The following is a 23565-nucleotide window of genomic DNA, read 5'->3' as shown; positions in this document are numbered from 1 at the left end:
CGGGCTGGGAAAATCGGCCAGTAAATGTCATCCGCCGCCGTTACCAGCAGGAAACCTGGCCCCGCCGCAAGTTACGATTCGTCGGGGGCCAGCATCAGATTCGGCGACAGGCGCTGGTAGCCTTCCTGCTCCAGGCGCATGTCTAGCATCAGGCTGGACAGGTCTGCCGAGAGCGCTTCGGCTTCGGCATCGTTTTCCAGGTAGATCAGTTTCAGGTAGCTGTTGCAGCCGGGGCAGACTTCCGCCCGCAACGGTGCCTGATTGGCAGCGTGACGGTCATCCTCAAAGCTGACGTATTGAAGCCCCTTGCTCTGTTCGCAGTACACGCATTTGACCCGCACCGCATGCCATTCGCAGGCGCACAACGAGCACACCAGATAACGCAAACCGTTGTATTTGCCCCGATGACGAATCACCCCGGCCATCGCCGGCGAACCGCAGGCCGGACATTGGCTGAGGCTGTCGCCGCGTTTGAGTTCAAGGTTGGGTGTGCTCAGCAACCAATGGCTCCAGGCCGCTTGCAGCGCTGCACCGAGGAACGGCACCAGTTCTGCCGGCAGCATTGAATACTGGCCGCTGACCAAGGCAATCGCCCAGGCTTTGAGCAGCCCCGGGTTGGCACTGCGCAACGTCGCCACGGCGTTTTCTACCGCAGCGTTTGGCGGTGGCTGATAACGTTGCAACATGGCTTCAAGATACGGCAACCAAATGTTTTCGCGCACCAGACTGTCGGCGGCAAACGGTGGCAAGCCATGTTCCATGCACACCCGCAGGCGTTCGGGATCGGGCATGGTCGTCACGGGCGGATCGTCCATCAGGTGCTGCTGAACGTGGCACAGCCCCGCGATCAAGCGCAGATAGTCCGCCATGGGATGCCCATCGGCCAGGCGTTCCAGACGCAGCGCGCGCAAGGTGAACAGGTTGTTCGGTGGCAGGTACAGAAACGGCGGTGAACTCGCCGCCGCTTCTATCTGCCCAGGCTCGAGGATCGTGGCCAAGGGGTCATCCTTTTTTGCTGATCGGTCGCTCAGGCGTCTCGTCTCGGGTCACTTCCTGGTACCAGAGCTCATGGTGTCTTCTCGCCCAGGCGCGGCTGACCCGGCCACGCACCATGGCGTGGACCGAGCCGCGAATCCAGATACCGGCATAGACGTGGACGATGATGCTCAGCACCAGGATGAAGCCCGCCAGTGCATGCAGCAGCATCGCCCAGCGAATACCGGTGATGCCGAAGTACGCGCTGAACCAGGCACGCCAGATCACCAGGCCGCTGAACAACAGCACCAGCATGCAGATCAGCAACACCCAGAACAGCAGCTTCTGCGCCGGGTTGTACTTGCCGATCGGCGGCACGCCCTCCTCTTCGTTACGCATGACAGTCCCGACGCGCCTGAGCCACAACCGGTCGTTGGCGCTGAAATAATTCGCCCGCCAGAAGCTGAACACCAGGCCGAGGAACAGCACAAACATCGCCACGCCCATGTACGGATGCAGAATGCGCGTCCACGAACCGCCGCCAAACAGGTTGCTGAGCCAGAACAATCCCGGATGGAACAAGGCCAGCCCCGATAGGGCGGCCGCGAGAAACAGAATCGCCACCAGCCAGTGATTGGTGCGCTGGTTGGCGGTGTAGCGCAGGATCGGTTTGTCGTTCATGGCCTGTCCTCCCCGCCGGGTTTCGTCGGATCAAAGGTGTGCACCGATGGGTCGAATTCATGCACTGCCGGGTCGAAGGTGACTGGATGTTCGTCCTCCTCGACCAGTTGTGGGCCGACACGCACGTAATGGAAGAACCCGGCCAGCAACGCCGCGCCCATGGCCAGCAACGCCAGGGGTTTGCTCAGGCCTTTCCACAGGTCCACCAGCGGGCTGATCGCCGGGTGATCCGGTAACCCGGCATACAACCTGGGCGTGTCGGCATGGTGCAGCACATACATGACGTGGGTGCCGCCGACGCCCTCGGGGTCATACAAACCGGCGTTTTCGAAACCGCGGCTCTTGAGGTCGACGATACGTTCGGCCGCGTGTTCTTTCATGTCTTCCTTGCTGCCGAAAACGATGGCGCCGGTCGGGCAGGTTTTTACGCAAGCCGGTTCCAGCCCCACCGCCACCCGGTCCGAGCACAGCGTGCATTTATAAGCCTTGTGATCCTTTTGCGAGATGCGCGGAATGTTGAACGGGCAACCGGTGATGCAATAGCCGCAGCCGATGCAGTGGTCCTGATCGAAATCGACGATACCGTTGGCGTGCTTGATGATCGCCCCCGGGCTCGGGCACGCCGCCAGGCAGCCGGGCTCGGCGCAGTGCATGCAGCCGTCTTTGCGAATCAGCCATTCGAGGTTGCCGGCGTCGGTTTCATGCTCGGTGAAGCGCATCAAGGTCCAAGTGTCTGCGCTGAGGTCTTGAGGGTTGTCGTAAGTGCCGAGGTTGTGACCAACGTCGTCGCGCAACTCGTTCCATTCCGAGCAGGCGACCTGGCAGGCCTTGCAGCCAATGCACTTGGTGGTGTCGATCAGCTTGGCCACTTCCTCTTGCGTGCGCACCGAGGGCGGCATCGTGGTGGTGGCCGAACGGGCGATGATGTCTTGGCTGGCCATTTAGACTTTCTCCACGTTGACCAGGAATGACTTGGATTCCGGGGTCTGTGTGTTGCCATCGCCGAGGAACGGCACCAGGGTGTTGGTCAGGTAACCGTGACGGGTGGCGCCGGTGAAGCCCCAGTGCAACGGGATACCGATCTGATGCACCACCTGATTGTTGACCTGCAGCGGACGAATCCGCTTGGTCACCACTGCCACCGCTTCGATATGCCCGCGCTTGGAGCTGACCCGCACCCGGTCACCGGCAGCAATGCCTTTCTCCTTGGCCAGCACCTCGCCGATTTCGACAAACTGCTCAGGTTGGGTCACGGCATTGATCGGACAATGCTTGGTCCAGAAGTGGAAGTGTTCAGTCAGCCGGTAGCTGGTCGCCGCATAAGGGAAGTCCTTGGCCTGCCCGAGGGTGTCCCAGACGGAATCGAAGACCCGTCCGGCCGGGTTGCTGGTCGCCTGCTTGTTGTTGGGGTGCATCGGATTGATGCCAATGGGCGTCTCGAACGGTTCATAGTGTTCCGGGAACGGTCCTTCGTTCATCTTGTCGAGGGCGAAAAAACGCGCCACGCCTTCGGGGTTCATGATGAACGGGTTCATCCCGGCTTCCGGCGGCACATCGGCCTTGTAGTCGGGCACATCGGTGCCGGCCCAGACCTTGCCGTTCCACCACACCAGCCGTTTGTTGGCGTCCCACGGTTTGCCTTGAGGGTCGCAAGAGGCGCGGTTGTAGAGAATCCGGCGATTCGCCGGCCAGGCCCAGGCCCAGCCCAGGTTCTGCTTCATGCCGAAAGGATCGCTGTTGTCACGCCGGGCCATGTTGTTGCCCTGCTCGGTCCAGCTGCCGCAGAAGATCCAGCACCCGGATGCCGTGCTGCCATCGTCCTTGAGTTGGCCAAAGCCCGACAACTGCTGACCAGCTTTGACCACCGCGCCCGAGGCGTCAGTGACATCGGCGACGGCGTAGCCGTTGAATTCCCGGGCCAGCTCTTCCGGCGTCGGATCATCCGGTACCTTGTAGGGCCAGTCGAGCTTGAGGATCGGCTCGGCCCAGGCACCGCCATTGGCCTGATAACGCTTGCGCAGGCGCAAGAACAACTCGGCCATGATCTTCACGTCCGTGCGCGCCTGCCCCGGGCCATCGGCACCCTTCCAGTGCCATTGCAGCCAGCGACCGCTGTTGACCAGCGAACCGTTTTCTTCGGCGAAACAGGTGGTGGGCAGACGGATGACTTCGGTCTGGATCTCGGCCGTTTGCACATCGTTGTAAGGACCGGCGTTGCGCCAGAACTCCGAAGTTTCGGTGGCCAGTGGGTCCATCACCACCAGCCACTTGAGTTTGGCCAGCGCCTTCATCACCCGGTTCTTGTCCGGCAACGCGGCGATCGGGTTGAAGCCCTGGCACATGTAGCCATTGACCTCGCCCTTGCCCATCATGTCGAACATTTTCAGGATGTCGTAGCCGGGGATGTCCAGTTTCGGCAGCCAGTCGTAGCCCCAATGATTCTCGGCGGTGGCATTGGCGCCGTACCAGGCTTTCATCAGGCTGACGTGGAACTTGCCGTAGTTCTGCCAGTAAGACATCTGCCCGGGGCGCAACGGCTTGAGTGCGCGCTTGGCGATGTAGGCGTTGTAGTCCTGTTCGGCCTCGGACGGCAGGGTCAGGTAACCGGGTAGCAGGTTGGACAGCAAGCCCAGGTCGGTCAGGCCCTGGATGTTGGAGTGCCCGCGCAGGGCATTGACGCCCCCGCCCGGCATGCCGACGTTGCCCAGCAGCAGTTGCACCATGGCCGCGCTGCGGATCATCTGCGAACCAGTCGAATGCTGGGTCCAGCCTAACGCATAGAGAATCGTCATGGTTTTGCCCGGTTGCGAGCAGGTGGCGATCTCTTCCCAGATTTTCTGCATGGCATCCGTGGGCATGCCGCAGACCTGACTGGCCAGCTCCAGGGTGTAGCGGCTGTAATGTTGTTTCATTAATTGGTAGACGCAACGTGGGTCTTGCAAGGTCGGGTCGACTTTAGCGAAACCGTCCTCGCCGATTTCATAGCCCCAACCAGACTTGTCGGTGTAGATGCGCTTGCTCGCGTCGTAACCGCTGAACAAGCCGTCCTCGAAACCGTAGTTGGCCTTGACGATGAACGACACGTCCGTATAGGCGCGCACGTATTCGTGCTGGATCTTGTCTTCGGTCAGCAGGTAATTGATCAGCCCGCCCATGAAGGCGATGTCGGTGCCGGTGCGGATCGGCGCGTAATAGTCGGCCACCGAGGCGGTACGGGTGAAACGCGGGTCGACCACAATCAGCCGCGCCTTGTTATGGGCTTTGGCTTCGGTCACCCATTTGAAACCGCAAGGGTGCGCTTCTGCTGCGTTGCCACCCATCACCAGAACCAGATTCGCGTTAGCGATATCGGTCCAGTGGTTGGTCATGGCACCACGGCCATACGTCGGGGCAAGACTTGCCACCGTCGGGCCATGTCAGACACGAGCCTGGTTATCGAACCCCAGCATGCCGAGACTACGAATCACCTTGTGGGTGATGTAACCCGCTTCGTTGGACGATGCCGATGCCGCGAGGAAACCGGTGCTCAGCCAGCGATTCACCGTTTGCCCCTTGGCGTTCTTCTCGATGAAGTGAGCGTCGCGGTCGGCCTTCATCAGGTCGGCGATGCGATCCAGCGCTTCATCCCAGGAGATGCGCGTCCATTCCGTGGTGCCGGGCTTGCGCACCTGCGGGTACTGGAGACGGCTGGGGCTATGAATGAAATCGAGCAGGCCTGCGCCTTTGGGGCAGAGGGTGCCGCGATTGACGGGGTGGTCGGCATCGCCTTCGATGTGGATGATGCTCTGGGCGACATTCTTCGCGTTGTCACCCTGGCTGTACATGATCAAGCCGCAACCGACCGAGCAGTACGGGCAGGTGTTGCGGGTTTCATGGGTGTGGGCGAGCTTGAAATGACGCACTTGTTCGGCGAAAGCGGGCGTCGGGGCCATGCCCAGCGCGCCGAGGCTTGAGCCCGCAAGGCCGAGACCAGCGACCTTGAAGAACTGACGACGGTTGAGGTCCATCGTGCACTCCTGATCAGGTGGAAACCCGGTGCATTGGCCGGGTTTTTCTGGACGATCACGGTGACGGCAACGGAACTACCGCCAATTTAAACTGTAGACAATGCTGTTTTGTGCTGTGTGAAAACCGACAGTCGGGTACCCGCAAGCCAGTAGGCACACAGTTGAGGGAGCGAGCCTGCTCGCGATGGCAGAGTGTCAGGCGACATCGATATTGAATGTAAGGGCCTCATCGCGAGCAGGCTCGCTCCCACAGGGGATTTGGGCCCTGCACGATATTTGTGGTGGCGGTAATCAAACTGTGGGAGCGAGCCTGCTCGCGATGGCAGAGTGTCAGGCGACATCGATATTGAATGTAAGAGCCTCATCGCGAGCAGGCTCGCTCCCACAGAGGTTGGCGCTTATCATGGCCACCGGATTAACCCCCTGCCTTTTATGAGACTGAGCATGACTTTCGATTTTGATCAGGTGTTCGACCGCCATGGCACCGGCAGTACCAAATGGAGCCGCTACCCGGCCGACGTGTTGCCGATGTGGGTCGCCGACATGGACTTTGCCGCGCCACCAGCGATCATTCAGGCGCTGCAAAAACGCCTGGAACACCCGATGCTCGGTTACAGCGTGGCTCAGGATGACTTGCGTGACGCCATCGTCGCCGACCTGTGGAGCAAGTACGCCTGGCGCGTGCAACCTCAGGAGCTGATATTCCTGCCGGGTATCGAGTCGGGGTTCAACATGGCCCTGCATGCGCTGGTTCAGCCGCAGCAGAACGTGGTCGTGCAGACGCCAAACTACCCGCCGCTGCGCCATGCGCCGGGCCACTGGCAGTTGAACAAAGTCGAACTGGATTTCGACGCGTTGGCCGATGGCACCTATGCCACGCCACTCGATTCCTTGCGCGAAGCGCTGCAAGGGGGCGGCGCGCTGCTGCTGAGCAACCCGCATAACCCGCTGGGCAAGGTCTTCCCGCGTGAGGAGCTGCAAGCGGTCGCCGACATTTGCCTGGAGCAGGATGCCTGGATCATCTCCGACGAAATCCACTCCGAGTTGTGCTTCGACGGCCGCGTACACATTCCGACCGCCTCGCTCAGCCCGCAGATCGCCAAGCGCACGATCACCCTGATGTCGGCGAGCAAGGCTTACAACATCGCCGGTTTGAAGACTGCGTTCATGATCATTCAGGACGCGGCACTGCGTCATCGGGTCAACAGCGCTCGCTGCGGCATGGTCGACAGCGTCAACCCGCTGGGCCTGGAAGCCACCCGCGTCGCCTACAGCGAAGGCGGCCCGTGGTTGACCGAGCTCATGGCCTACCTGCAAAGCAATCGGGATTATCTGGTGGAGGCGGTTCGTACGCGGTTGCCGGGTGTGACCATGAACATCCCTCAGGGCACTTACCTGGCATGGCTCGACTGCACGGCGCTGGGGCTGGATAACCCGCAGCAGTTTTTCCTTGAACAGGCCAAGGTCGGGCTGAGCGCAGGGCTGGATTTCGGCGATCACGCCCGGCAGTTCGTGCGTCTGAACTTCGGCTGCCCGCGGGCGCTGCTGGAAGAAGGGATCGCGCGGATGGAGCGTAGTTTGCGTAACCGCCAAGCCTGACGCCCCAGGTTGACACCGAAAACCCGATGCCTGTGCATCGGGTTTTTTATGGGCGATAGGCGCAGCATCGAATCCTGTTCAAGGCGTTATGCGCTCCAAGCAAGCCTTGATGAAGGCTTCCCGCTTCTGATCGTCCGGCAGCTTCATGAAGTTTTTCGGCTCGCAATTTTTCTCGTTCACATCGTATTTGTTTTCGCAGCCAGCGAGGCATGCCAACGAGAGTGTCAGTGCAACGAGCGATTGGGTGTTCATGAGCAATTCCTCATCGAGTTTCTTGCATCGCATTGAGCCTAACTCATGAGTTGAGTGTATGCAGGAACAACGAGCTCTCCTCCTGCGCTAAACCCGTCGCAAGTCCAACCGAACTCAAGTCAAAAGACCGGGGTCAACCCTCAACGAGCGCTGGTACCGCTTGAATCTTTTGCCTTGAACAGAGGAGATTTCCCGATGACTGACTATCCAAAACCACCCTTTCCGAAACAAAACCAGCCAGTCCCCGGAGTCCAGATGAAAATGGACCCTTACCCGGATTGTGGCGAGCAGAGCTACAAGGGTTCGGGTCGGCTGGAGGGCAAGATTGCCCTGATCACCGGTGCCGACAGCGGCATCGGCCGTGCAGTGGCGATTGCATTCGCCCGGGAAGGCGCGGATGTGGTGGTTGCCTACTTGAATGAAACTGAAGATGCGCAGGAAACCGCACGTTGGGTCGAGCAGGCCGGTCGTCAATGCCTGCTGCTGCCCGGCGATGTGGCGCAGAAAGCGCACTGCCAGGCGCTAGTGGATAAAACGGTGGAGCGCTTTGGCCGGATCGACATTCTGGTCAACAACGCCGCATTCCAGATGACCCACGAAAACATCGAAGACATCCCGGACGAAGAATGGGTGATGACCTTCGATGTGAACATCACGGCCATGTTCAGGCTCTGTCAGGCCGCGTTGAAACACATGAAGCCTGGCAGTTCGATCATCAACACCAGTTCGGTCAACTCCGACATGCCCAAGCCGACATTGCTGGCCTACGCGACCACCAAGGGCGCGATTGCCAACTTTTCCGCCGGCCTGGCACAGATGTTGGGACCAAAGAACATCCGGGTAAACAGCGTGGCGCCGGGGCCGATCTGGACGCCGTTGATCGTATCGACCATGCCCGAGGAAGACGTGCAAAACTTCGGCTCGCAAACCCCGCTCGGCCGCCCCGGCCAACCGGTGGAAGTCGCGCCGATCTATGTGCTGCTGGCCTCGGATGAAGCCAGCTACATCACCGGGCAACGGTATGGCGTTACCGGCGGCAAACCGATGCTTTGACGCAACTGGCATGACCTGCGTTCGGCCCGTAGGAGCTGCCGAAGGCCGCGATCTTTTGATCTTGCTTTCGCTGACATCAAAGTCAAAAGATCGCAGCCTTCGGCAGCTCCTACGGGGATCGCGGTGAGTCAGGGCTCTTGAGCAATCACCGAAATCTTGCCATTGCGCTCGATGATGGCGAATTTGATCTGCTCAAGGGTTTCAATGCCCTGGCTCGATCGCGCAGCCTCCATGACATCCGCTTCCACCAGTCGCGCATGGCGCAGGCGCTCGTGCAGGATCTTGCCGTTTTCGACAATGATCGTCGGCCCGCCATCAATCAGCCGTTGCACCCATTGCGAGCGCTGTTTGAGCAGTGAAAGGCCGACGTCAATGGCAATCAGCGTAACGATCACCAGCACCGAATTGGTCAGTGAAAAATCATTGCCCAGCAGCGCTTGTTGGGTCGCCTCGCCGATGATCATCAGCAGTACGAAATCAAACGTCGTCAGTTCGGCCAGCGAACGCCGACCGGCAATTTTGAACAGCACCATTAACGCCAGGTACATCACGGCCGCGCGCAATACCGAATCCATAAGTCACCTAAGGGAAAATGAATTGATCCACCTTGACGGGGGCTGCACCGGGCGAGGCGATATGGCTGCGAAACAGGCCCAGCCCCTCGCCACGCAAAGTCAGGTAAAGACTCGCCTGCCCTTGCGCGTCCGTTTGTACCCACAGTTTCATGCCCTGCTCGCCACTGAGTGCACGCACAGGTTCCGGTTGGAGGGTTTCGATTTCGAAGCCCTCCAGCAGTTTCCCGGTCAGTTCCAGTTCAACCGTGGCATCCGGCCGGCCGATCACACTGATCTTCATCGGATTGGTCGAGCCATGACGGTGGAACATCTCGTACTCCACCCGTACCTTGCCATCGCTGCCGTGAACGTCTTGGGAGCTGAGCGGGCCACGGGAAAACAAGCCGAGCAACGCCAACACCACCAGCAGCACCATCACGTACCAGCCCCAGCGCTCGAATCGCCAGACCTTTACCTGATAGGCCATGTCTTCGTGCACCGGGTAATCACGGCTGTGATGCTCGTCGCGGCGCGATTCGTCGTTCATGGTGTGACCTGGCCTTGTTCACCGGCCAATGCACGTTGATGAAAAAACGACACCCGCTTCAAGGCATGTTCGGCGGCCAGTAACTGGACCCGGCTGCGCGACCCGAAAAACCGGTGCTGGTGAGTGAATACGCGCTTCCCTCTCTCGGTCTGGTACGCCCAGGCAAAACAGACGGTGCCGGCGGGAATCCCGTCGATATCCTCCGGTCCCAAAATGCCGGTGGTTGCTACCGCGACATTGGCGGGGCTGTCACGCAATGCTCCCAAGGCCATTTCGCACGCCACTTCGCAACTGGTCAGGTTGAAGGTTTTGATCGTATCGGGGCTGACGTTAAGCAATCGCTGCTTGGCTTCGGAGGAATAAACCACATAGCCGCTCTCGATCAGGTCCCCGCTGTTCGGCACCTCGGCCAGTAAAGTTACGATTTTTCCAGCGGTACAGGATTCGGCCGTCGTCAGTCGCAAGTCGTGTTGCCGCAAATATTCGACGACGGATTGGCTGACGTTCATGACCAGGCACCCAGACAAGAGGAACTGCTCGGTTGACCTTCGCCGTTTGTAAACATTCCCTCCAGCCGACCGCTCTTGAGGCACCCGATAAAAAATGAACCCCCGGCGATGGATGCACCTCAATACTTTTAGGGGACCCCTATGCCGGGCCGCTCGCTATCTGGAGGTCGACATGTCCGCACCCTTGGTCAGGCTGTTCACTCAGCCCAATTTCGTCTGGACAGATATTCGTAAAGAAGAGGAAGCGAATCCGCGCCATTACCTCGCTCATTTACTGCTGCTCGCCTTGATTCCCGCCGTGTGCCTGTTTATCGGGACCACCTACGTCGGCTGGAGCCTGGCCGAAAACGAAACGGTCAAACTCAGTGCCGCCAGCGCCCTGCAACTCTGTGGGCTGCTGTACCTGAGCATCATCGTCGGCGTGGTGCTGATGGGGCTGTTCATCCGCTGGATGTCGCGCACCTTCGACTCACGCCCCACCGTCAATCAGTGCATCGGTTTTGCCGCCTACACCGTCACTCCGTTCTTCCTTGCAGGTATTGCCGGGCTCTATCCGAGTCGCTGGCTGGCGATCACCGTGCTGGGGGCCGCCTCCCTCTATTCAACGTTTCTGCTGTTCGTCGGTTTGCCGATCTTCATGCACGAGCGCAAGGAGCAAGGTCTGCTGAATGCGGCGAGCGTATGGGGCGTCGGGCTATTGGTGCTGGTGACTATTTTGGTGGAGATGATTCTGCTCTGGTTCAACTACCTGGGACCTGAGTACGTGCGCGTGACTGGCATTTGATTTTCCTGAGTCCGCCATCCGCCGGCGATCGGCGGTACACCTCCGAGAACCGGGCATGAGCTTTATTGTATGGGTGGCGGTGTTGGGTGCGGTGCTGCTGACCCTGGCACTGACCTCGTCCTATCTGCGCTGGATGCCGGTGACCACGTCGGCGGTGTGCCTGGCGCTGGGCGTGGCGATCGGTCCGGGTGGCCTGGGCTTGTTGAAGCTGGACATCAAGGACGCGGCGATCTGGATGGAGCACCTGACGGAAGTCGCGGTGCTCTTTTCGCTGTTTGTCTGCGGACTCAAATTGCGCCTGCCGCTGAAGGATCTTCGATGGCGGGTGGCGTTCGGCCTGGCGGGACCGGTGATGATCTTGACCATCATTGGCGTCTGCCTGCTACTGCATTACGGTTTTGCCCTGGCGTGGGGGCCGTCGTTGCTGATCGGGGCGATTCTGGCCCCCACCGATCCGGTACTGGCCTCGCTGGTGCAAGTCAACGACGCCAGGGATTACGACTCGGTGCGTTTCGGGCTCTCCGGTGAAGCGGGCCTCAACGACGGCATCGCCTTCCCTTTCGTGATCCTCGGCTTGCTATTTGTGCAACAGAGCGGCAACAGCGACGCCTGGCTCACTGAGTGGGCATTGAAAAGTGTGCTGTGGGCCGTGCCGGTCGGTTTGTTGACCGGTTACTGGATGGGCCACGGCATCGGTCGCTTGACCTTGTCGATGCGCATCCGCAATGCCGACAGCACCATTTCTCCCAACGATTACCTGACCCTGGCCCTGATCGCCCTCGCTTATGTCGCGGCCGAAGCGATCCATGGCTATGGCTTTCTGTCGGTATTCGCCGCCGGCCTGGGGTTGCGACAAGCCGAAGTCAAATCCACCGGCGACGCACGGATCCCCGCCGAGCATCTGGTGCAACCGGTGGTCGGCCACCAGAACGTCGAACCTGAGGCTGCCGTCCACGGCGACGTGGCGAATCTGCCAGAAACCCAAGTCGCGGCGGGCATCATGATGGGCGACATGCTGGCATTCGGTAGCCTGGTGGAACGGGCCATGGAAGTGTTTCTGGTCACCCTGCTGGGCGTGGTGCTGGTGGGCCATTGGGATTGGCGAGCATTGGTGGTTGCACTGGTGTTGTTCTGTGCCATTCGCCCCTTGTGTGTATGGCTCATGCCGTGGGGGCGCTTGCTGGACGGTCGCCAGCGGCTGTTGATCGGCTGGTTCGGGATTCGCGGGATCGGGAGCTTTTATTACCTGTTCTACGCCTTGAATCACGACCTCGGTCCGGCGGCAGCGACGCTGTGCACTGACCTGACGTTGTCGGTAGTGGCGCTCAGCATTCTGGCGCATGGCATCAGTACTCAACCGATGCTGGCCCGTTATGAGCGGCGCAATAAACCGGACGCCTGACACCTTCTCAGGCGAGGCAATCGTTCGGTCAACCTGCATTGAACAGCAACGGATATTCATGCAGGTTGCACGACAAACGCCGTTTCAAGTCGATTTCAACCCACTGTTTTCACTGGCTTTTTATTGGATATTGAAACAGGCACGGGAAATGCTCCAACAGTGTGAGCGATAACGGCAGGAAGACCGTTTGCGCCTGACCTGTGACTAAACGAGAGGTTTGACCATGAACGCCATTGACCTGTTGAAAGCCGACCATGAACGCGTGAAAGGCATCCTGGCCCAGTTGAGCGAGTCCACCGAGCGTGGGGTTAAAAAGCGCACCGAGTTGCTGGCCAAACTGGAAATGGAAATCAAGATCCATACCCGTCTGGAAGAGGACGTCTTGTACCCGGCCTATAAAAAAGCCGGGGGCAAAGAACAGGATGTGATGTATTACGAAGCCAAGGAAGAACATCGCACCGTCGATACGCTGGTGCTTCCGGACCTGAAAACCACTGACCCCTCCACTCTCGAATTTGCCGGTCGCGTGAAAGTGGTCAAGGAGCTGCTGGAACATCACATTGAAGAAGAGGAAAAGGAAATGTTTCCTCAGGCCAAAAAACTGCTGGGCAAAACGACACTCGACGAATTGGGTGCAGAAATGGAAAGCCTGAAAGCACGCTACAAAAAAGAACTGGGCGCGCCCAATCTCGCTGCTTGAGAGGTTGGCGAATAGCAAAGGCCCGGCGAATGACGGGCCTTTGATTAATTTGAGTCATAAGTGTGCCAGCGAAAGTCTGTTGGTTGCATTCGCCTGTAGCAGCTGCTACTGGCAGACCTGGGCATGGCGACTATCACTTCATCGCCAAGGCAATGACTTCCACCAGATTAAGTTGGGTAAAGGGCTTGGACAGGCGTGGAAGTCTGGCTGCGAAGCCTTCCAGGCGCTCCGCATAACCGGTGGCGAGGATGATCGGCAGGTGCGGCCTTATCACCCGAATAGCCTGTGCCAATTGCGCGCCACTCATCTTGGGCATGACCATGTCCGTAATGACCAGGTCAACGTCGTGCTCGCTGTCGAACAGCTCCAGTGCCTGTGCGCCGGACGCTGCACTGATCACCCGATGGCCCAGGTCCTCAAGCAACAGGCTGGTACTGGTCAACACCAGACTGTCGTCGTCCACCACCAACACACACAGACGAGGCACTCGCGACATGGCGGCCTCTTCAATAGCGGGTTCGGTGGTCGAGTCGGCTAGCGCAACGGGTAACCAGAGTTCGGCAGTGGTGCCGACGTCCTTCTGGCTTTTGAGGATGAAGCGTCCACCCAGTTGTTCAGTAAACCCGTGAACCATCGACAACCCCAGGCCTGTGCCTTTGCCGACGCCTTTCGTGGTAAAGAAAGGGTCCATTGCCGACGCCAGGGTAGCGTCATCCATGCCCTCCCCTATATCCGTGACACTCAGGCAGACATAGCGGCCTGGCGTCAGGGCGAGTTTCGCCTGATCGCAGATCTCTTCTGTCTGTGCACTGATGACAAGTTTCCCACCGTCGGGCATGGCATCACGGGCGTTGGTCGCCAGATTAAGCACCGCCAGTTCGAGCTGATTGACGTCGGCCATCACCGGTTCAAGTCCAGGCGCAAAGCGGGTTTCTATGCTCACCGCAGGCCCCAGAGAGCTGCGCAACAGCCCGGTAATCCCCTCTATCAGTACTGGTATCTCAACGGATTCGGTCTTGAGTTCCTGACGCCTGGCAAACGCCAGCATGCGCTGGGTCAGGGAAACGCCGCGCAAGGCGCCTTGGGTGGCATTGTCGAGCAAACGGGTAATTCTCGGGTCGTCCGCCGCACGTTTGCGAACGACCTCCAGATTGCCAAGGATAACGGTCAGCAGATTATTGAAGTCGTGGGCAATCCCCCCGCTGAGTTGACCGATGGCCTGCATCTTTTGCGCCTGAAACAACGCTTCGCGGGTTTTCTCAAGCGCTTGCTGGGCTTGGGTCACCTCGGTGATGTCCCGAGTGATCTTGGCAAACCCCAGCAACGTGCCGGTTTCGCCCCAAATCGGGTCGACCACGACATGCGCGAAAAACCGCGTACCGTCCTTGCGCACGCGCCAGGCCTTGTTTTCGAATCGCCCCTCGCGTGTAGCGATCTCCAGCGCACGCTGGGGTTCACCGGCTTCGCGGTCTTCAGGGGTGTAAAACATCGAGAAATGCTGGCCGATAACTTCTTCGGGCCGGTAGCCCTTGATTCGCTGAGCCCCCAGATTCCAGTTGGTCAGGCGTCCATCCGGGGCGAGCATGTAGATGGCGTAGTCGGTGACGCTCTGCACCAGCAGCCGGAACTGCTGCTCACTTTGCTTGAGGGTTTCTTCGGCCATTTTGCGGTCGGTCAAATCCCGGGTGATCTTGGCAAAACCCAACAACTTGCCCGACGGATCGAGAATGGGATCGATGATGACGTGGGACCAGAAATGCGTGCCGTCCTTGCGAACCCGCCAGCCTTCGCCCTCGAAACGCCCTTCGTGAATGGCGGTATCAAGGGCGCGCTGAGGCAAACCGGCCTTGCGGTCCTCTTCGGTATAGAAACGCGAGAAATGCTGGCCGAGAATTTCCGCTTCCTCATACCCTTTGAAACGCTTGGCGCCAGCGTTCCAACTGGTGATGATGCCATCGGGGTCAATCATGTAGATCGCGTAGTCGACCACGGCATCAATCAGCAGACGAAAACGCATCTCCTCGATGGCATTGGTCTTGGTCCGGTCATCGCTCATGGATCCCTGTCCTTATTGTTGTTCTTCTGGAGTATGCGACAAACCGCTCGTTTGGAAATTCAAAAAAACCAATACGTGATGAGGACACTACTCAACAGGCTAAAAAGGCGCCGATTTCATCGACCACCAGCACGGCAGCAATTGCTTGACCTTGCTCTCGCCAAACCGGTCATCGATCAGCATCACCACCCCTTGATCCTGCTGAGTGCGGATCACCCGCCCCGCCGCTTGCACGACTTTCTGCACGCCAGGAAACAGGTAGGTGTAGTCATACCCGGCACCGAAAATCGCCGCCATGCGCTGTTTCATCTGTTCGTTGACCGGATTGAGTTGCGCCAGCCCCAAAGTGGCAATGAATGCACCAATCAATCGCGCGCCGGGGAGATCGATGCCTTCGCCGAATGCTCCACCCAGTACCGCGAAGCCGACGCCCTGACCATGGACGGTGAATTGATCGAGAAAGGCCTGACGCGGCCCTTCCCCCATTCCCCGGGACTGCGACCACAGCGTGATGTGCGGATGCCGCTCGGCCAGCAACTGTGCCACTTGCTGCAAATAATCGAAGCTGCTGAAAAACGCCAGGTAATTACCGGGGCGCTGGGTGAACTGTTTGGCGATCAGTTCGACGATGGGTTCAAGGGACGCCTGTCGGTGGACAAAGCGGGTCGAAATCTGGCTGACGATGTGCACTTGCAACTGTTCGGCGCTGAACGGCGACTCCACATCAATCCAGACTGTATTCGCCGGTGTACCCAGCAAGTCGGCGTAGTAATGCCGAGGGCTCAGGGTGGCGGAAAACAGTACAGCGCTACGCGCAGCAGTCAGGCGCGGGCGAATGAAAGCGGCGGGCACCACATTGCGCAGGCACAGTTGCGACAGGTTGCGCTTGCGCTCGAGGTCACGTTTGCTGATGTCGAACAGGAAATGTTCATCGAACAGTTCAGCCACACGGCCGAATTGCAGCATGTCGAAGTAAAAATTCTGCAACCCGCTGTCCAGGCCCTGAGGGTGATCATTCAGGTAGTCGCCGATGCTCGCGCAGCATAAGGACAGCGCCTGAAGCAGTTTTTCCGGGGCTTTGTCGTAGGCCTGATAGGGACTGAGTTGCTGATCATGCAAGGCGTTCCATTCGCGATTGACCCGCTGCAAGGATCTCTTCAGTGTCTCGGGCGCGTTTTTTCGCACGCTGTTCAACGTCGCCTGATCAAGGCTGGCGCTGTACATCTGCCGGCCGCGCTCCACCAGATTGTGGGCTTCGTCCACCAGCACCGCGACTTTCCAGTTATTGGCCTGGGCCAGCCCGAACAGCAGCGCACTGAAGTCGAAATAGTAGTTGTAGTCGGCGACTACCACGTCCGCCCAGCGGGCCATTTCCTGGCTCAGGTAGTAGGGACAAACGTCATGCTGCAGGGCAACCTCGCGCAAGGCGCTCTGGTTCAGCAGACTCAATTGGCTGGCGGCCTGACGCGCGGCCGGCAAACGATCATAAAAACCCTGGGCCAACGGGCAGGACTCGCCATGGCAGGCCTTGTCCGGGTGCTCGCAAACCTTGTCCCGGGCGATCATTTCGAGAACTCGCAAGGGTGGAGCATCGGCACTGTCGAGGATGACCTGCGCGGCGTCCAGCGCCAATTTGCGCCCCGGAGTTTTCGCTGTGAGAAAGAACACCTTGTCCAATTGCTGTGGCGCCAAGGCCTTGAGCATCGGGAACAGCGTGCCAACGGTCTTGCCGATGCCGGTCGGTGCCTGGGCCATCAGGCACTGACCGGTGCTGACCGCCTTGAACACCGACTCGGCCAGGTGCCGTTGCCCGGGACGAAAGTCGGCATGGGGAAATGCCAGCTGTTGCGCCGCCAGATTGCGTCCTTCGCGATGGGCCATTTCCTGTTCGGCCCAGTGCAGGAACAACCCGCAATGGTGTTCGAAGAACAGCTGTAGTTCGGCGGCGCTGAAGGCCTCGGCCAGGCAGGTTTCCTTTTCGCTGACGATATCGAAGTACACCAGCGCCAGATTAATCTGCTCCAACTGCAGTTTCTGGCACATCAACGCGCCGTAGATCTTCGCCTGCGCCCAGTGCAACTGCCGGTGATTGGCCGGTTGCTTGCTCAGGTCGCCACGGTAGGTTTTAACTTCTTCGAGGCAGTTTTGCACCGGATCGTAGCCGTCCGCCCGGCCCTTCACCGTCAAGGTTCGATACTGGCCCTCCAGCGCGACTTCATTCTGGTAACCCTCGCTACGCCGTGAGGCTACGGTGCGATGCCCAACGATGCCTTCCAGTGCGGTTGGCGACGGGGTAAAGCGCAGATCGAGGTCGCCGACCTTGGCGGTGAATTCACACAGCGCCCGCACCGCAATGCTGTAGCTCACGCGCCCTGCTCCGCCCATTGCACGTAGCACACGGCGATCGGCATCTGGTGCTCGTGACAGAATTCCAGCCAACGCAATTGATTGTCTTGTAGCCGATCGCCGGGGCCTTTGACTTCGATCATCCGGTAGGTTTTGTCTTGCGGCCAAAACTGGATCAAGTCCGGCATGCCGGCGCGGTTGGCCTTGATGTCGAGCAGCAGGCGATTGAACCAGTGCTTGAGGTGTTCGGCGGGCAGACAGTCGAGCGCCTGCTCCAGCAGTTCCTCGCTCAGCGCCCCCCAGAATACGAACGGTGATTGCACGCCCCACTTGGCGCTGTAACGCTCGCGCACGGTTTGCACATAACGCCCGTCATCGAGTTCCGCGAGGCAGGCCTGGAACAGATCCACGCGCCGCGCATGAAAATCTTCGTTCAGCAGGTCCACCGGACCGCGCTGGAACGGGTGAAAAAACGCCCCCGGCAACGGCGCGAAGATCGCCGGCCAGCACAGCAACCCGAACAGTGAGTTGATCAGGCTGTTCTCGACGTAATGCACCGGCGCCGAATCGTCCGCCAGGTGTGCCTGAACGTAAGACTCCACCGACAACGCCGGATCGTGCCGGGGCAGTTGCAGGTCCAGACGCTGCATGGCCCGAGGGGGTGGCCGCTTGATCGGCGGCCCGCCCAGTTTGCGCCGCAGTCTGGGCAGCACACGCGATAGATGCTGATGCTCGGCAGCGCTTTCAGGGGCTTGCTCGGCGTGGATGGCCAGGTCCATCGCCAGTTGGTATTCAGCACAGCGCTCCAGCACGCGAATCAACCGCAGACGCGCGCCGGGGTAGGCGCATTGGCGGTAGAGGTTCAGGGCAGTGGAAAAATCCGCGACGCGCTCGCAGTGCTGACCGATCTGGAACAGCAACTTGCCCCGACGTTTTTGCAGCCAGGGATTGTCGAACTGCAGCCCGTTGATCAGCTCGACAATCGCCGCCACGTCTTCACCGGCCTCGAAACGCTGCTGGCAGCTGTGCAGAAACAGGCAGGCATCGACGTCCTCGCGACTGCGCAAGCCGCGGGACTCGGCGCAGAACTCGACTTTTTCGTAGGTAAAGATGCCCAGGTCGGCCAGCACGAATTCCGACCAGTCCTGGTAAAGATTGCCGAAGAACATCAGCCGCAATCGGTCGCACAGGCCCATGACCGTCAGGCTGAACAATCGATCATTCAGTGCCGGACACCATTGGGCAAAACTGTGTGCTTCGGGAAACTGCTCGCTCAGGGCCGGCAGCCAATCAGTCTTTTTGCCTTTGGGCTGATCGATGGCGCCGCCAAGGCACTGGAGAATCTCGGCCTTGAGCAACACCTCGAACAAGTCCTCGATGTGCAATGGCGACTGCTCATCGATCCAGCCCGATGCCAGCAACGGCGCCGCAGCGTTGTCGATGTCGCCGATCTCGACGTAACTCAGTTTGCCGGCCCTGAAATGCACACCCTTGCGCATCACCAGTCTGACCAGCAAGGCTTGGGACTCGCGGGGCAATCGATTGAAGTCGCGGATGAAATCCTGTTCCTCGAGGCTCAATACATCGGCATAACGATGTTCAAGCCAATCAAGCACTTGCATGAAGTTGTTCAAGTAATAGAACGGATCATCGAGAGGATTTACAATCACGGGCAATAGGGCCATGGCAAACGAGTACTGGTTATGCGTACAGATACCAGCTATGCCCCACCCGGTGCAAACGGAAAAGGATCAGTGGCGACGCTATCCGACAATTTTCGGGTGACCATCGAACTTTCTGCCATTCCATCGCACCAACCGCGTTAGAGGCACAGTGACGATTGACCTCAAGCGAGGCGTTCGCGCTGTTTTTATTGAGTAAGGAGAGGTGTGTATGAAGATCAAGACTCTGGGTTTGCCCTTGGCGGTAGCGGCCTTTCTGGCCCTGGCCGGTTGCTCGACGCCAACGGTTGTTACCCTGCAGAACGGAACTCAGTATTTGACCAAGGACATGCCGAATACCAAAACCGAGGACGGTTTCTTTGAGTTTGAAGATATTTCCGGGGCGAAGGTGAAAGTCCGGGCCGATGACGTGGCCACGGTTCGCAAGGAAGACTGATCTTCTGAACGGGCTAAACGACGAATATCCTGTGGGAGCGTGGCTTGCCCGCGAAAAATTCATCGCGGTTTGTCAGGTATTACGCGTCATCGTTCTTCGCGGGCAAGCCACGCTCCCACAGGTTCTTCGTCGCTCAAACTTCCCGGCGGACGCAGTCTTTGATCAGAGATATTTGAGAATCGCGATGTCGCGACGGCGCTGTTTGAGGTTGGCGAACCAGCGCGTCGGGAAGAACAGCAACACCCCGAGGATCACGCTCCATAGCCAAACCATAGGCAGGTTGTCGAAGCCGTAATAAGTGCCCTGATTGGTGCCCCAGATCGCGACGGCCATCAAGTACATCGCCTTGAGCACGTACAGGTGCAGCAAATAGAAGAACATCGGCGCACCGCCGTAGATCGCCAAGGTCGCGGTGGACCAGCGATCCTGAGCTTTCTCGAACAACGCCAAAAGAATCAATCCCAGACCAAGCGTCGGCATCAGGAACATCAGCGATGGCGGGTACTTCTTCGCGCTCAGGAAACTCATGAACGTGCGCAGCGACTCACCGGTTTGCACCCAAGGCTTCTCGCCATAAACATTCAAGTAGCGGATGAACACGAAGGCCACCAGCAGGCCGCAGCCGACTTTCAGCAACCGCGAAATCCGCTCCGCTGGTTCCATGTCCTTGCCGAACCATGGCCCGATGGCCCAGCCCAGCAGAATCACCCCGATCCACGGCAACACCGGATACGTGGTGCGAGCCCGGGTGAACTCGGTGATGTCGATGAACACTCGCTGATGCAGGATCGACCACGGCACGTAGAACGGCGACTCCGGCCCCACGGTCACGCCATCGAGCAAGTTGTGCCCGGCGACAATCGCCACCCCGAGCACGATCAACCAGCCGCGCTTGAAGTGCAGCAACCCGGCGAGCACGATCATGCAGATGCCGATGCACCAGATCACTTGCAACCACAACGTCTTGGGCGGGAACTCGGCGTTCCACGCAAAGCAGACGAATGTGAGCTCCAGGAAGACCAGGAACAGCCCGCGCTTGAGCAGGAACACCGACGTCTCGCTGGCCGTGTGTTTCTGGCTGTAGAGCCAGGCCGACAAACCGGTGAGGAAGATGAACACCGGGGCGCAGAGGGTGCTCAGCAGTCGGGTGAAGAACAGGTCCGGGGTCACGCTCAAGGCGTCGATCGGGTCGGTCACCTGGCGGTGCAGCAAAAAGGTTTCCCGCACATGGTCGACCAGCATGCAGAGCATGACAAAGCCGCGCAGGGCATCGATGGCGAGCATCCGGGTGTTGGTTTTTGCAGCGCTGCAAGCAAGCGCAGAAGAAACACTTCCCGCCTGCCCCGCCACGCTTGTGGATAGGGTCATATCAGTCACTCATGTCGTGGTCAGTGGGCTCAGCCCTGTTGCTTCAGCCTGGTAACGCCCGTTGCGGTTATTGCTCAGTGAATCCCTGGAATGCTGTTATCGCAGGAAAAGGACTGCCCTCCTTTCAGCATCAGTCGTTCCTGCATCCGCTGGCAACGCTCCCGTTCCTGCTGCATCGAACGATCTATACTGATATTGCCGGTTTTCTCCGGTTGTTTACCGTCGCCCAGGCGCACTGTCACCCAGGGCTGTTCCGGCTGGATTTGAAAGCGGGTTTTTTCTTCGATGGGTTTGGCGGTTTCGATCGCGGCCGGTTCTGGCAGTTGATCGGAGGTGACCCCGTAACGGGTCAGAATCGAGCTTTGAGGCAGTTCTGCGGCGGCGGTTGCCGATATAAAGGCCAGCGCCAGCCCGAAGGTGTACCTCTTGCTGTTACTCACGTTGCAAAATCTCCTGTACTCAAGGGCGGCATGCAGCTCATGCGTTATAGTATAACGTGCATGTGGACTGATTGTTTAGTGCCAGATTTCTGTTGGTGCAGGTATTGAAGTTCGAGAGTGACCGGTGGGTCACTTAGACAGGCAGGTTTACCGCGTTATCGTTCATCGCGGGCAAGCCCGCTCCCACAGGGATTTGATGCGGACACAGATTTTGTGAACATCACCAACCACTGTGGGAGCGGGCTTGCCCGCGATAGGGCCCTGACAGGCGCCCTGCTACCCTCAGGCGATCACAATCGCGCTACCGGCCAAACTGTCCAGCCCGACACCCACCAGAGTCACCGAATCACTGCCAAACGTCAGCAACGTATCCTGCCCCACCGCCGTGGCATGGGCCCGGTAGTCATCGTTCGGCGCAACGCCCTGAATGCCGAGGAACACCAGTTTGTCGTTGGCTTGATAACCCACCACCCGATCCTGGCCAAACGCGCCGCTGAACAGGAACGTATCGACCCCGCCACCCGACTCCATCAGGTCATTACCCGCCCCGCCGACAAACACGTCGTTGCCGGTGCTGCCGAGCAAATGGTCGTTGCCATCGAAGCCAAACATCCAGTCGCCGGTTGCGTGCGCATTGAGGGTGTCGGCGCCGGTCGTGCCCTTCACGCTTGAGGCGTACTGGGTCAGGTTGCTGCCGGTCACAAGGCCATTGCCGGTGACGCTGTGGGTCACGTCATCCTTGAACCCCCCCCAGAGAAAACCCGGTTCCTTGGTGACGATGCTGCCGATGTCGCGAGTGATGCTGATGCCGCCATTGGCGTCGCGCACGTACAGGTTGCCGGCACCGTCATTGGCGAAGACAAAGTTCTTCACTGACTCCTGCAGGTCCAGCACGTTGCTGCCCTTGCCGCCCAACAGAATGTTGTAGCCACCACCATCGCGGAAGATGTCGTTGCCGTCGCGGCCTTCCAGATAGTCGTTACCCTTGCCGCCCTGGATCAGGTCATTGCCATCGCTGCCGATGATGAAGGTGCTGCCTTTGTGGGTTTCGGCGTTGCGGTTCAAGTCCTGGACCCAGGTGTTGCTGCGAGCCGGGTCCGAGAGGTTGGCGACGATGATGGTCGAGTCTTTGCTGGTCAGGTCGTAGAACTGCGACTCCAGCACGCGGGTCATGCCGTCGCCGTAACCGGTGGGCAAGTGTGAAATCCAGGTGGGAATGTTGAGGATCGAATACGGCAACACGTTCCACGCCGTCGAGGCGTAGTGGTCGTTGAAGCTGACGATGTTATCGGTCGTCGAATCCTTCGCGGCATCGTGCACGCCTACCGAGGCCAGGTTGAACGACGAGCCATCGAGGGCGCGGAACACCGGGTCGTTTTCATAACCGATGTTCAGCACTTTGTCGCTGCTGCTTTGGGTCGGTGAGGCGTAGGCGATGTAGTTGGAATCCTGGTAAAAACCGGACCACTTATCGCTGCTCAAGTCCGCCAGGCTGTTGACCGCCAACCCTCCGAGGCTGTGGCCGCTGACCAGCACGTCCTTGCCCGACAGCCCATTGGCCTGGGCAAATGCTGCAACGTCACCGAGCAGATTGCCGAAGGCTTCGCCCGCGTAGTTTTTTGCGTAATCCTTAGGCCCCAACGCCGCCATCAGATCGTTGATCACGTCGCCGATGGAATCACCTATCTGGATTTCTCGCGGGCCGCTGGTGCCGCGAAAAGCGATGCCGATTTCGGTGAGATGACCCTGGGCGTCGTACTTGCCGAGGATCTCCACTTGGGCGCTGGTGTAACCGTCCTTCTCGCCGAAGAAGGTTCCGCGAGCGTCGGTCTTGCCGTCATAGCCCAATTGCGCGGCGGTGATCGGCGTCCAGCCGGCTTTTTGCACGGCTTCGAGAGCAGCCTTTTCCGAATCGGGGTTCCAGGGAATGCCGGGAATGACGCCCTGGGAATCGGTACCGCCGATCAGCGCGGTGACCAGGGTTGCCGGCAAGCCCAGGCCGAAGCCGTTTTGCTGGTAACCGGTGGCAAAACCGTTGTCGAGGTTGTGATAGGAATACAGCGTGATCGCCATGGCGTCGCTGAACAACGCCTTGGAGTCTGCTGTGCCGAAGTTTTTGTAGTCATACACACCCATTGGTATTGCCTCTCTCTTTGTTGGAATTGTCAGAGATA

Annotated in this window: 20 protein-coding genes; 6 read left to right on the top strand and 14 right to left on the bottom strand. The window is 59.2% G+C overall.

Translation table 11 applies throughout. The features are described 5' to 3' along the window. Positions 1-71: 71 nt before the first annotated feature. From fdhE to fdnG, 4 genes are read right to left on the bottom strand one after another with little or no spacing between them, the layout of a single operon-like run. Complete coding sequence (gene fdhE / locus ACZ89R_RS02460) at positions 72-998, bottom strand: formate dehydrogenase accessory protein FdhE (RefSeq protein WP_429546829.1); 927 nt, start codon at positions 996-998, stop codon at positions 72-74. 4 nt (positions 999-1002) lie between these two features. Beyond that, positions 1003-1656: a formate dehydrogenase subunit gamma gene (locus ACZ89R_RS02455; protein WP_429546830.1), complete on the bottom strand. Its 654-nt coding sequence runs from the start codon at positions 1654-1656 to the stop codon at positions 1003-1005. Further along, positions 1653-2597, bottom strand: coding sequence for a formate dehydrogenase subunit beta (fdxH, locus tag ACZ89R_RS02450; protein WP_429546831.1), 945 nt, complete (start codon positions 2595-2597; stop codon positions 1653-1655). Before fdxH ends, ACZ89R_RS02455 begins: the two co-directional genes overlap by 4 nt. Then, positions 2598-5663, bottom strand: a complete 3066-nt coding sequence (gene fdnG / locus ACZ89R_RS02445; protein WP_429546832.1) for a formate dehydrogenase-N subunit alpha — start codon at positions 5661-5663, stop codon at positions 2598-2600. It abuts the gene before it with no gap. A gap of 444 nt (positions 5664-6107) precedes the next feature. On the opposite strand from fdnG, the gene ACZ89R_RS02440 reads away from it, so the two are divergent. After that, complete coding sequence (locus ACZ89R_RS02440) at positions 6108-7262, top strand: MalY/PatB family protein (protein WP_429546833.1); 1155 nt, start codon at positions 6108-6110, stop codon at positions 7260-7262. Between the two features lie 78 nt (positions 7263-7340). Here the strand turns inward: ACZ89R_RS02440 and trbK are convergent, their stop codons facing one another. After that, positions 7341-7514: an entry exclusion lipoprotein TrbK gene (trbK, locus tag ACZ89R_RS02435; RefSeq protein WP_429546834.1), complete on the bottom strand. Its 174-nt coding sequence runs from the start codon at positions 7512-7514 to the stop codon at positions 7341-7343. Positions 7515-7709: 195 nt separating this feature from the next. Between trbK and ACZ89R_RS02430 the strand changes: the two genes are divergently transcribed. Next, entirely contained in the window at positions 7710-8567 is an 858-nt protein-coding gene (locus ACZ89R_RS02430) for an SDR family oxidoreductase (RefSeq protein ID WP_429546835.1), read from the top strand. A gap of 128 nt (positions 8568-8695) precedes the next feature. On the opposite strand, the gene ACZ89R_RS02425 is transcribed toward ACZ89R_RS02430, so the two are convergent. The 3 genes from ACZ89R_RS02425 to ACZ89R_RS02415 are packed head-to-tail and all read right to left on the bottom strand — an operon-like array spanning position 8696 to position 10177. After that, positions 8696-9142, bottom strand: coding sequence for a DUF421 domain-containing protein (locus ACZ89R_RS02425; RefSeq protein WP_429546836.1), 447 nt, complete (start codon positions 9140-9142; stop codon positions 8696-8698). A 7-nt stretch (positions 9143-9149) separates the two neighbouring features. Next, complete coding sequence (locus ACZ89R_RS02420; RefSeq protein ID WP_429546837.1) at positions 9150-9668, bottom strand: hypothetical protein; 519 nt, start codon at positions 9666-9668, stop codon at positions 9150-9152. Next, complete coding sequence (locus ACZ89R_RS02415; RefSeq protein WP_007902338.1) at positions 9665-10177, bottom strand: CinA family protein; 513 nt, start codon at positions 10175-10177, stop codon at positions 9665-9667. Before ACZ89R_RS02415 ends, ACZ89R_RS02420 begins: the two co-directional genes overlap by 4 nt. Before the next feature lie 172 nt (positions 10178-10349). Between ACZ89R_RS02415 and ACZ89R_RS02410 the strand changes: the two genes are divergently transcribed. From ACZ89R_RS02410 to ACZ89R_RS02400, 3 genes are all read left to right on the top strand, one after another. Further along, positions 10350-10961: a Yip1 family protein gene (locus ACZ89R_RS02410; RefSeq protein ID WP_429543159.1), complete on the top strand. Its 612-nt coding sequence runs from the start codon at positions 10350-10352 to the stop codon at positions 10959-10961. 55 nt (positions 10962-11016) lie between these two features. Further along, on the top strand, positions 11017-12363 hold the full coding sequence (locus tag ACZ89R_RS02405) for a cation:proton antiporter (protein WP_123494675.1): 1347 nt from the start codon (positions 11017-11019) through the stop codon (positions 12361-12363). Positions 12364-12586: 223 nt separating this feature from the next. Then, on the top strand, positions 12587-13063 hold the full coding sequence (locus ACZ89R_RS02400; protein ID WP_192344671.1) for a hemerythrin domain-containing protein: 477 nt from the start codon (positions 12587-12589) through the stop codon (positions 13061-13063). Positions 13064-13196: 133 nt separating this feature from the next. On the opposite strand, the gene ACZ89R_RS02395 is transcribed toward ACZ89R_RS02400, so the two are convergent. The 3 genes from ACZ89R_RS02395 to ACZ89R_RS02385 all read right to left on the bottom strand — a co-directional run bounded on the left by ACZ89R_RS02395 (position 13197) and on the right by ACZ89R_RS02385 (position 19150). Then, the gene (locus ACZ89R_RS02395) at positions 13197-15119 is read right to left on the bottom strand and encodes a hybrid sensor histidine kinase/response regulator (RefSeq protein WP_123494673.1); all 1923 of its coding nucleotides are present in this window, start codon (positions 15117-15119) and stop codon (positions 13197-13199) included. Positions 15120-15218: 99 nt separating this feature from the next. Then, positions 15219-17486 (bottom strand): ATP-dependent DNA helicase, encoded by a 2268-nt coding sequence (locus tag ACZ89R_RS02390; RefSeq protein WP_429546838.1) that lies wholly within the window; start codon positions 17484-17486, stop codon positions 15219-15221. Next, entirely contained in the window at positions 17483-19150 is a 1668-nt protein-coding gene (locus tag ACZ89R_RS02385; RefSeq protein ID WP_123494671.1) for a VRR-NUC domain-containing protein, read from the bottom strand. The genes ACZ89R_RS02390 and ACZ89R_RS02385 overlap by 4 nt, the downstream gene beginning before the upstream one ends. 208 nt (positions 19151-19358) lie before the next feature. Here ACZ89R_RS02385 and ACZ89R_RS02380 point away from each other — a divergent pair, with 208 nt between their 5' ends. Beyond that, positions 19359-19583 carry a YgdI/YgdR family lipoprotein gene (locus tag ACZ89R_RS02380; protein WP_123494670.1) on the top strand — a complete coding sequence of 75 codons (225 nt, stop codon included), beginning with the start codon at positions 19359-19361 and terminating at the stop codon, positions 19581-19583. Positions 19584-19745: 162 nt separating this feature from the next. On the opposite strand, the gene ACZ89R_RS02375 is transcribed toward ACZ89R_RS02380, so the two are convergent. The 3 genes from ACZ89R_RS02375 to ACZ89R_RS02365 form a co-directional block, all read right to left on the bottom strand. After that, positions 19746-20951 carry an acetyltransferase domain-containing protein gene (locus ACZ89R_RS02375; protein ID WP_429376493.1) on the bottom strand — a complete coding sequence of 402 codons (1206 nt, stop codon included), beginning with the start codon at positions 20949-20951 and terminating at the stop codon, positions 19746-19748. Positions 20952-21025: 74 nt separating this feature from the next. Continuing rightward, the gene (locus ACZ89R_RS02370) at positions 21026-21391 is read right to left on the bottom strand and encodes a hypothetical protein (RefSeq protein WP_123494668.1); all 366 of its coding nucleotides are present in this window, start codon (positions 21389-21391) and stop codon (positions 21026-21028) included. A 282-nt stretch (positions 21392-21673) separates the two neighbouring features. Further along, complete coding sequence (locus ACZ89R_RS02365) at positions 21674-23527, bottom strand: polyurethane esterase (RefSeq protein ID WP_429546839.1); 1854 nt, start codon at positions 23525-23527, stop codon at positions 21674-21676. Positions 23528-23565 lie beyond the last annotated feature (38 nt).

It is taken from the genome of Pseudomonas sp. TE3728, from assembly GCF_056279145.1.
The sequence above is the reverse complement of the archived record's forward strand: the minus strand, read 5'-3'. Positions and strand labels throughout refer to the sequence as shown.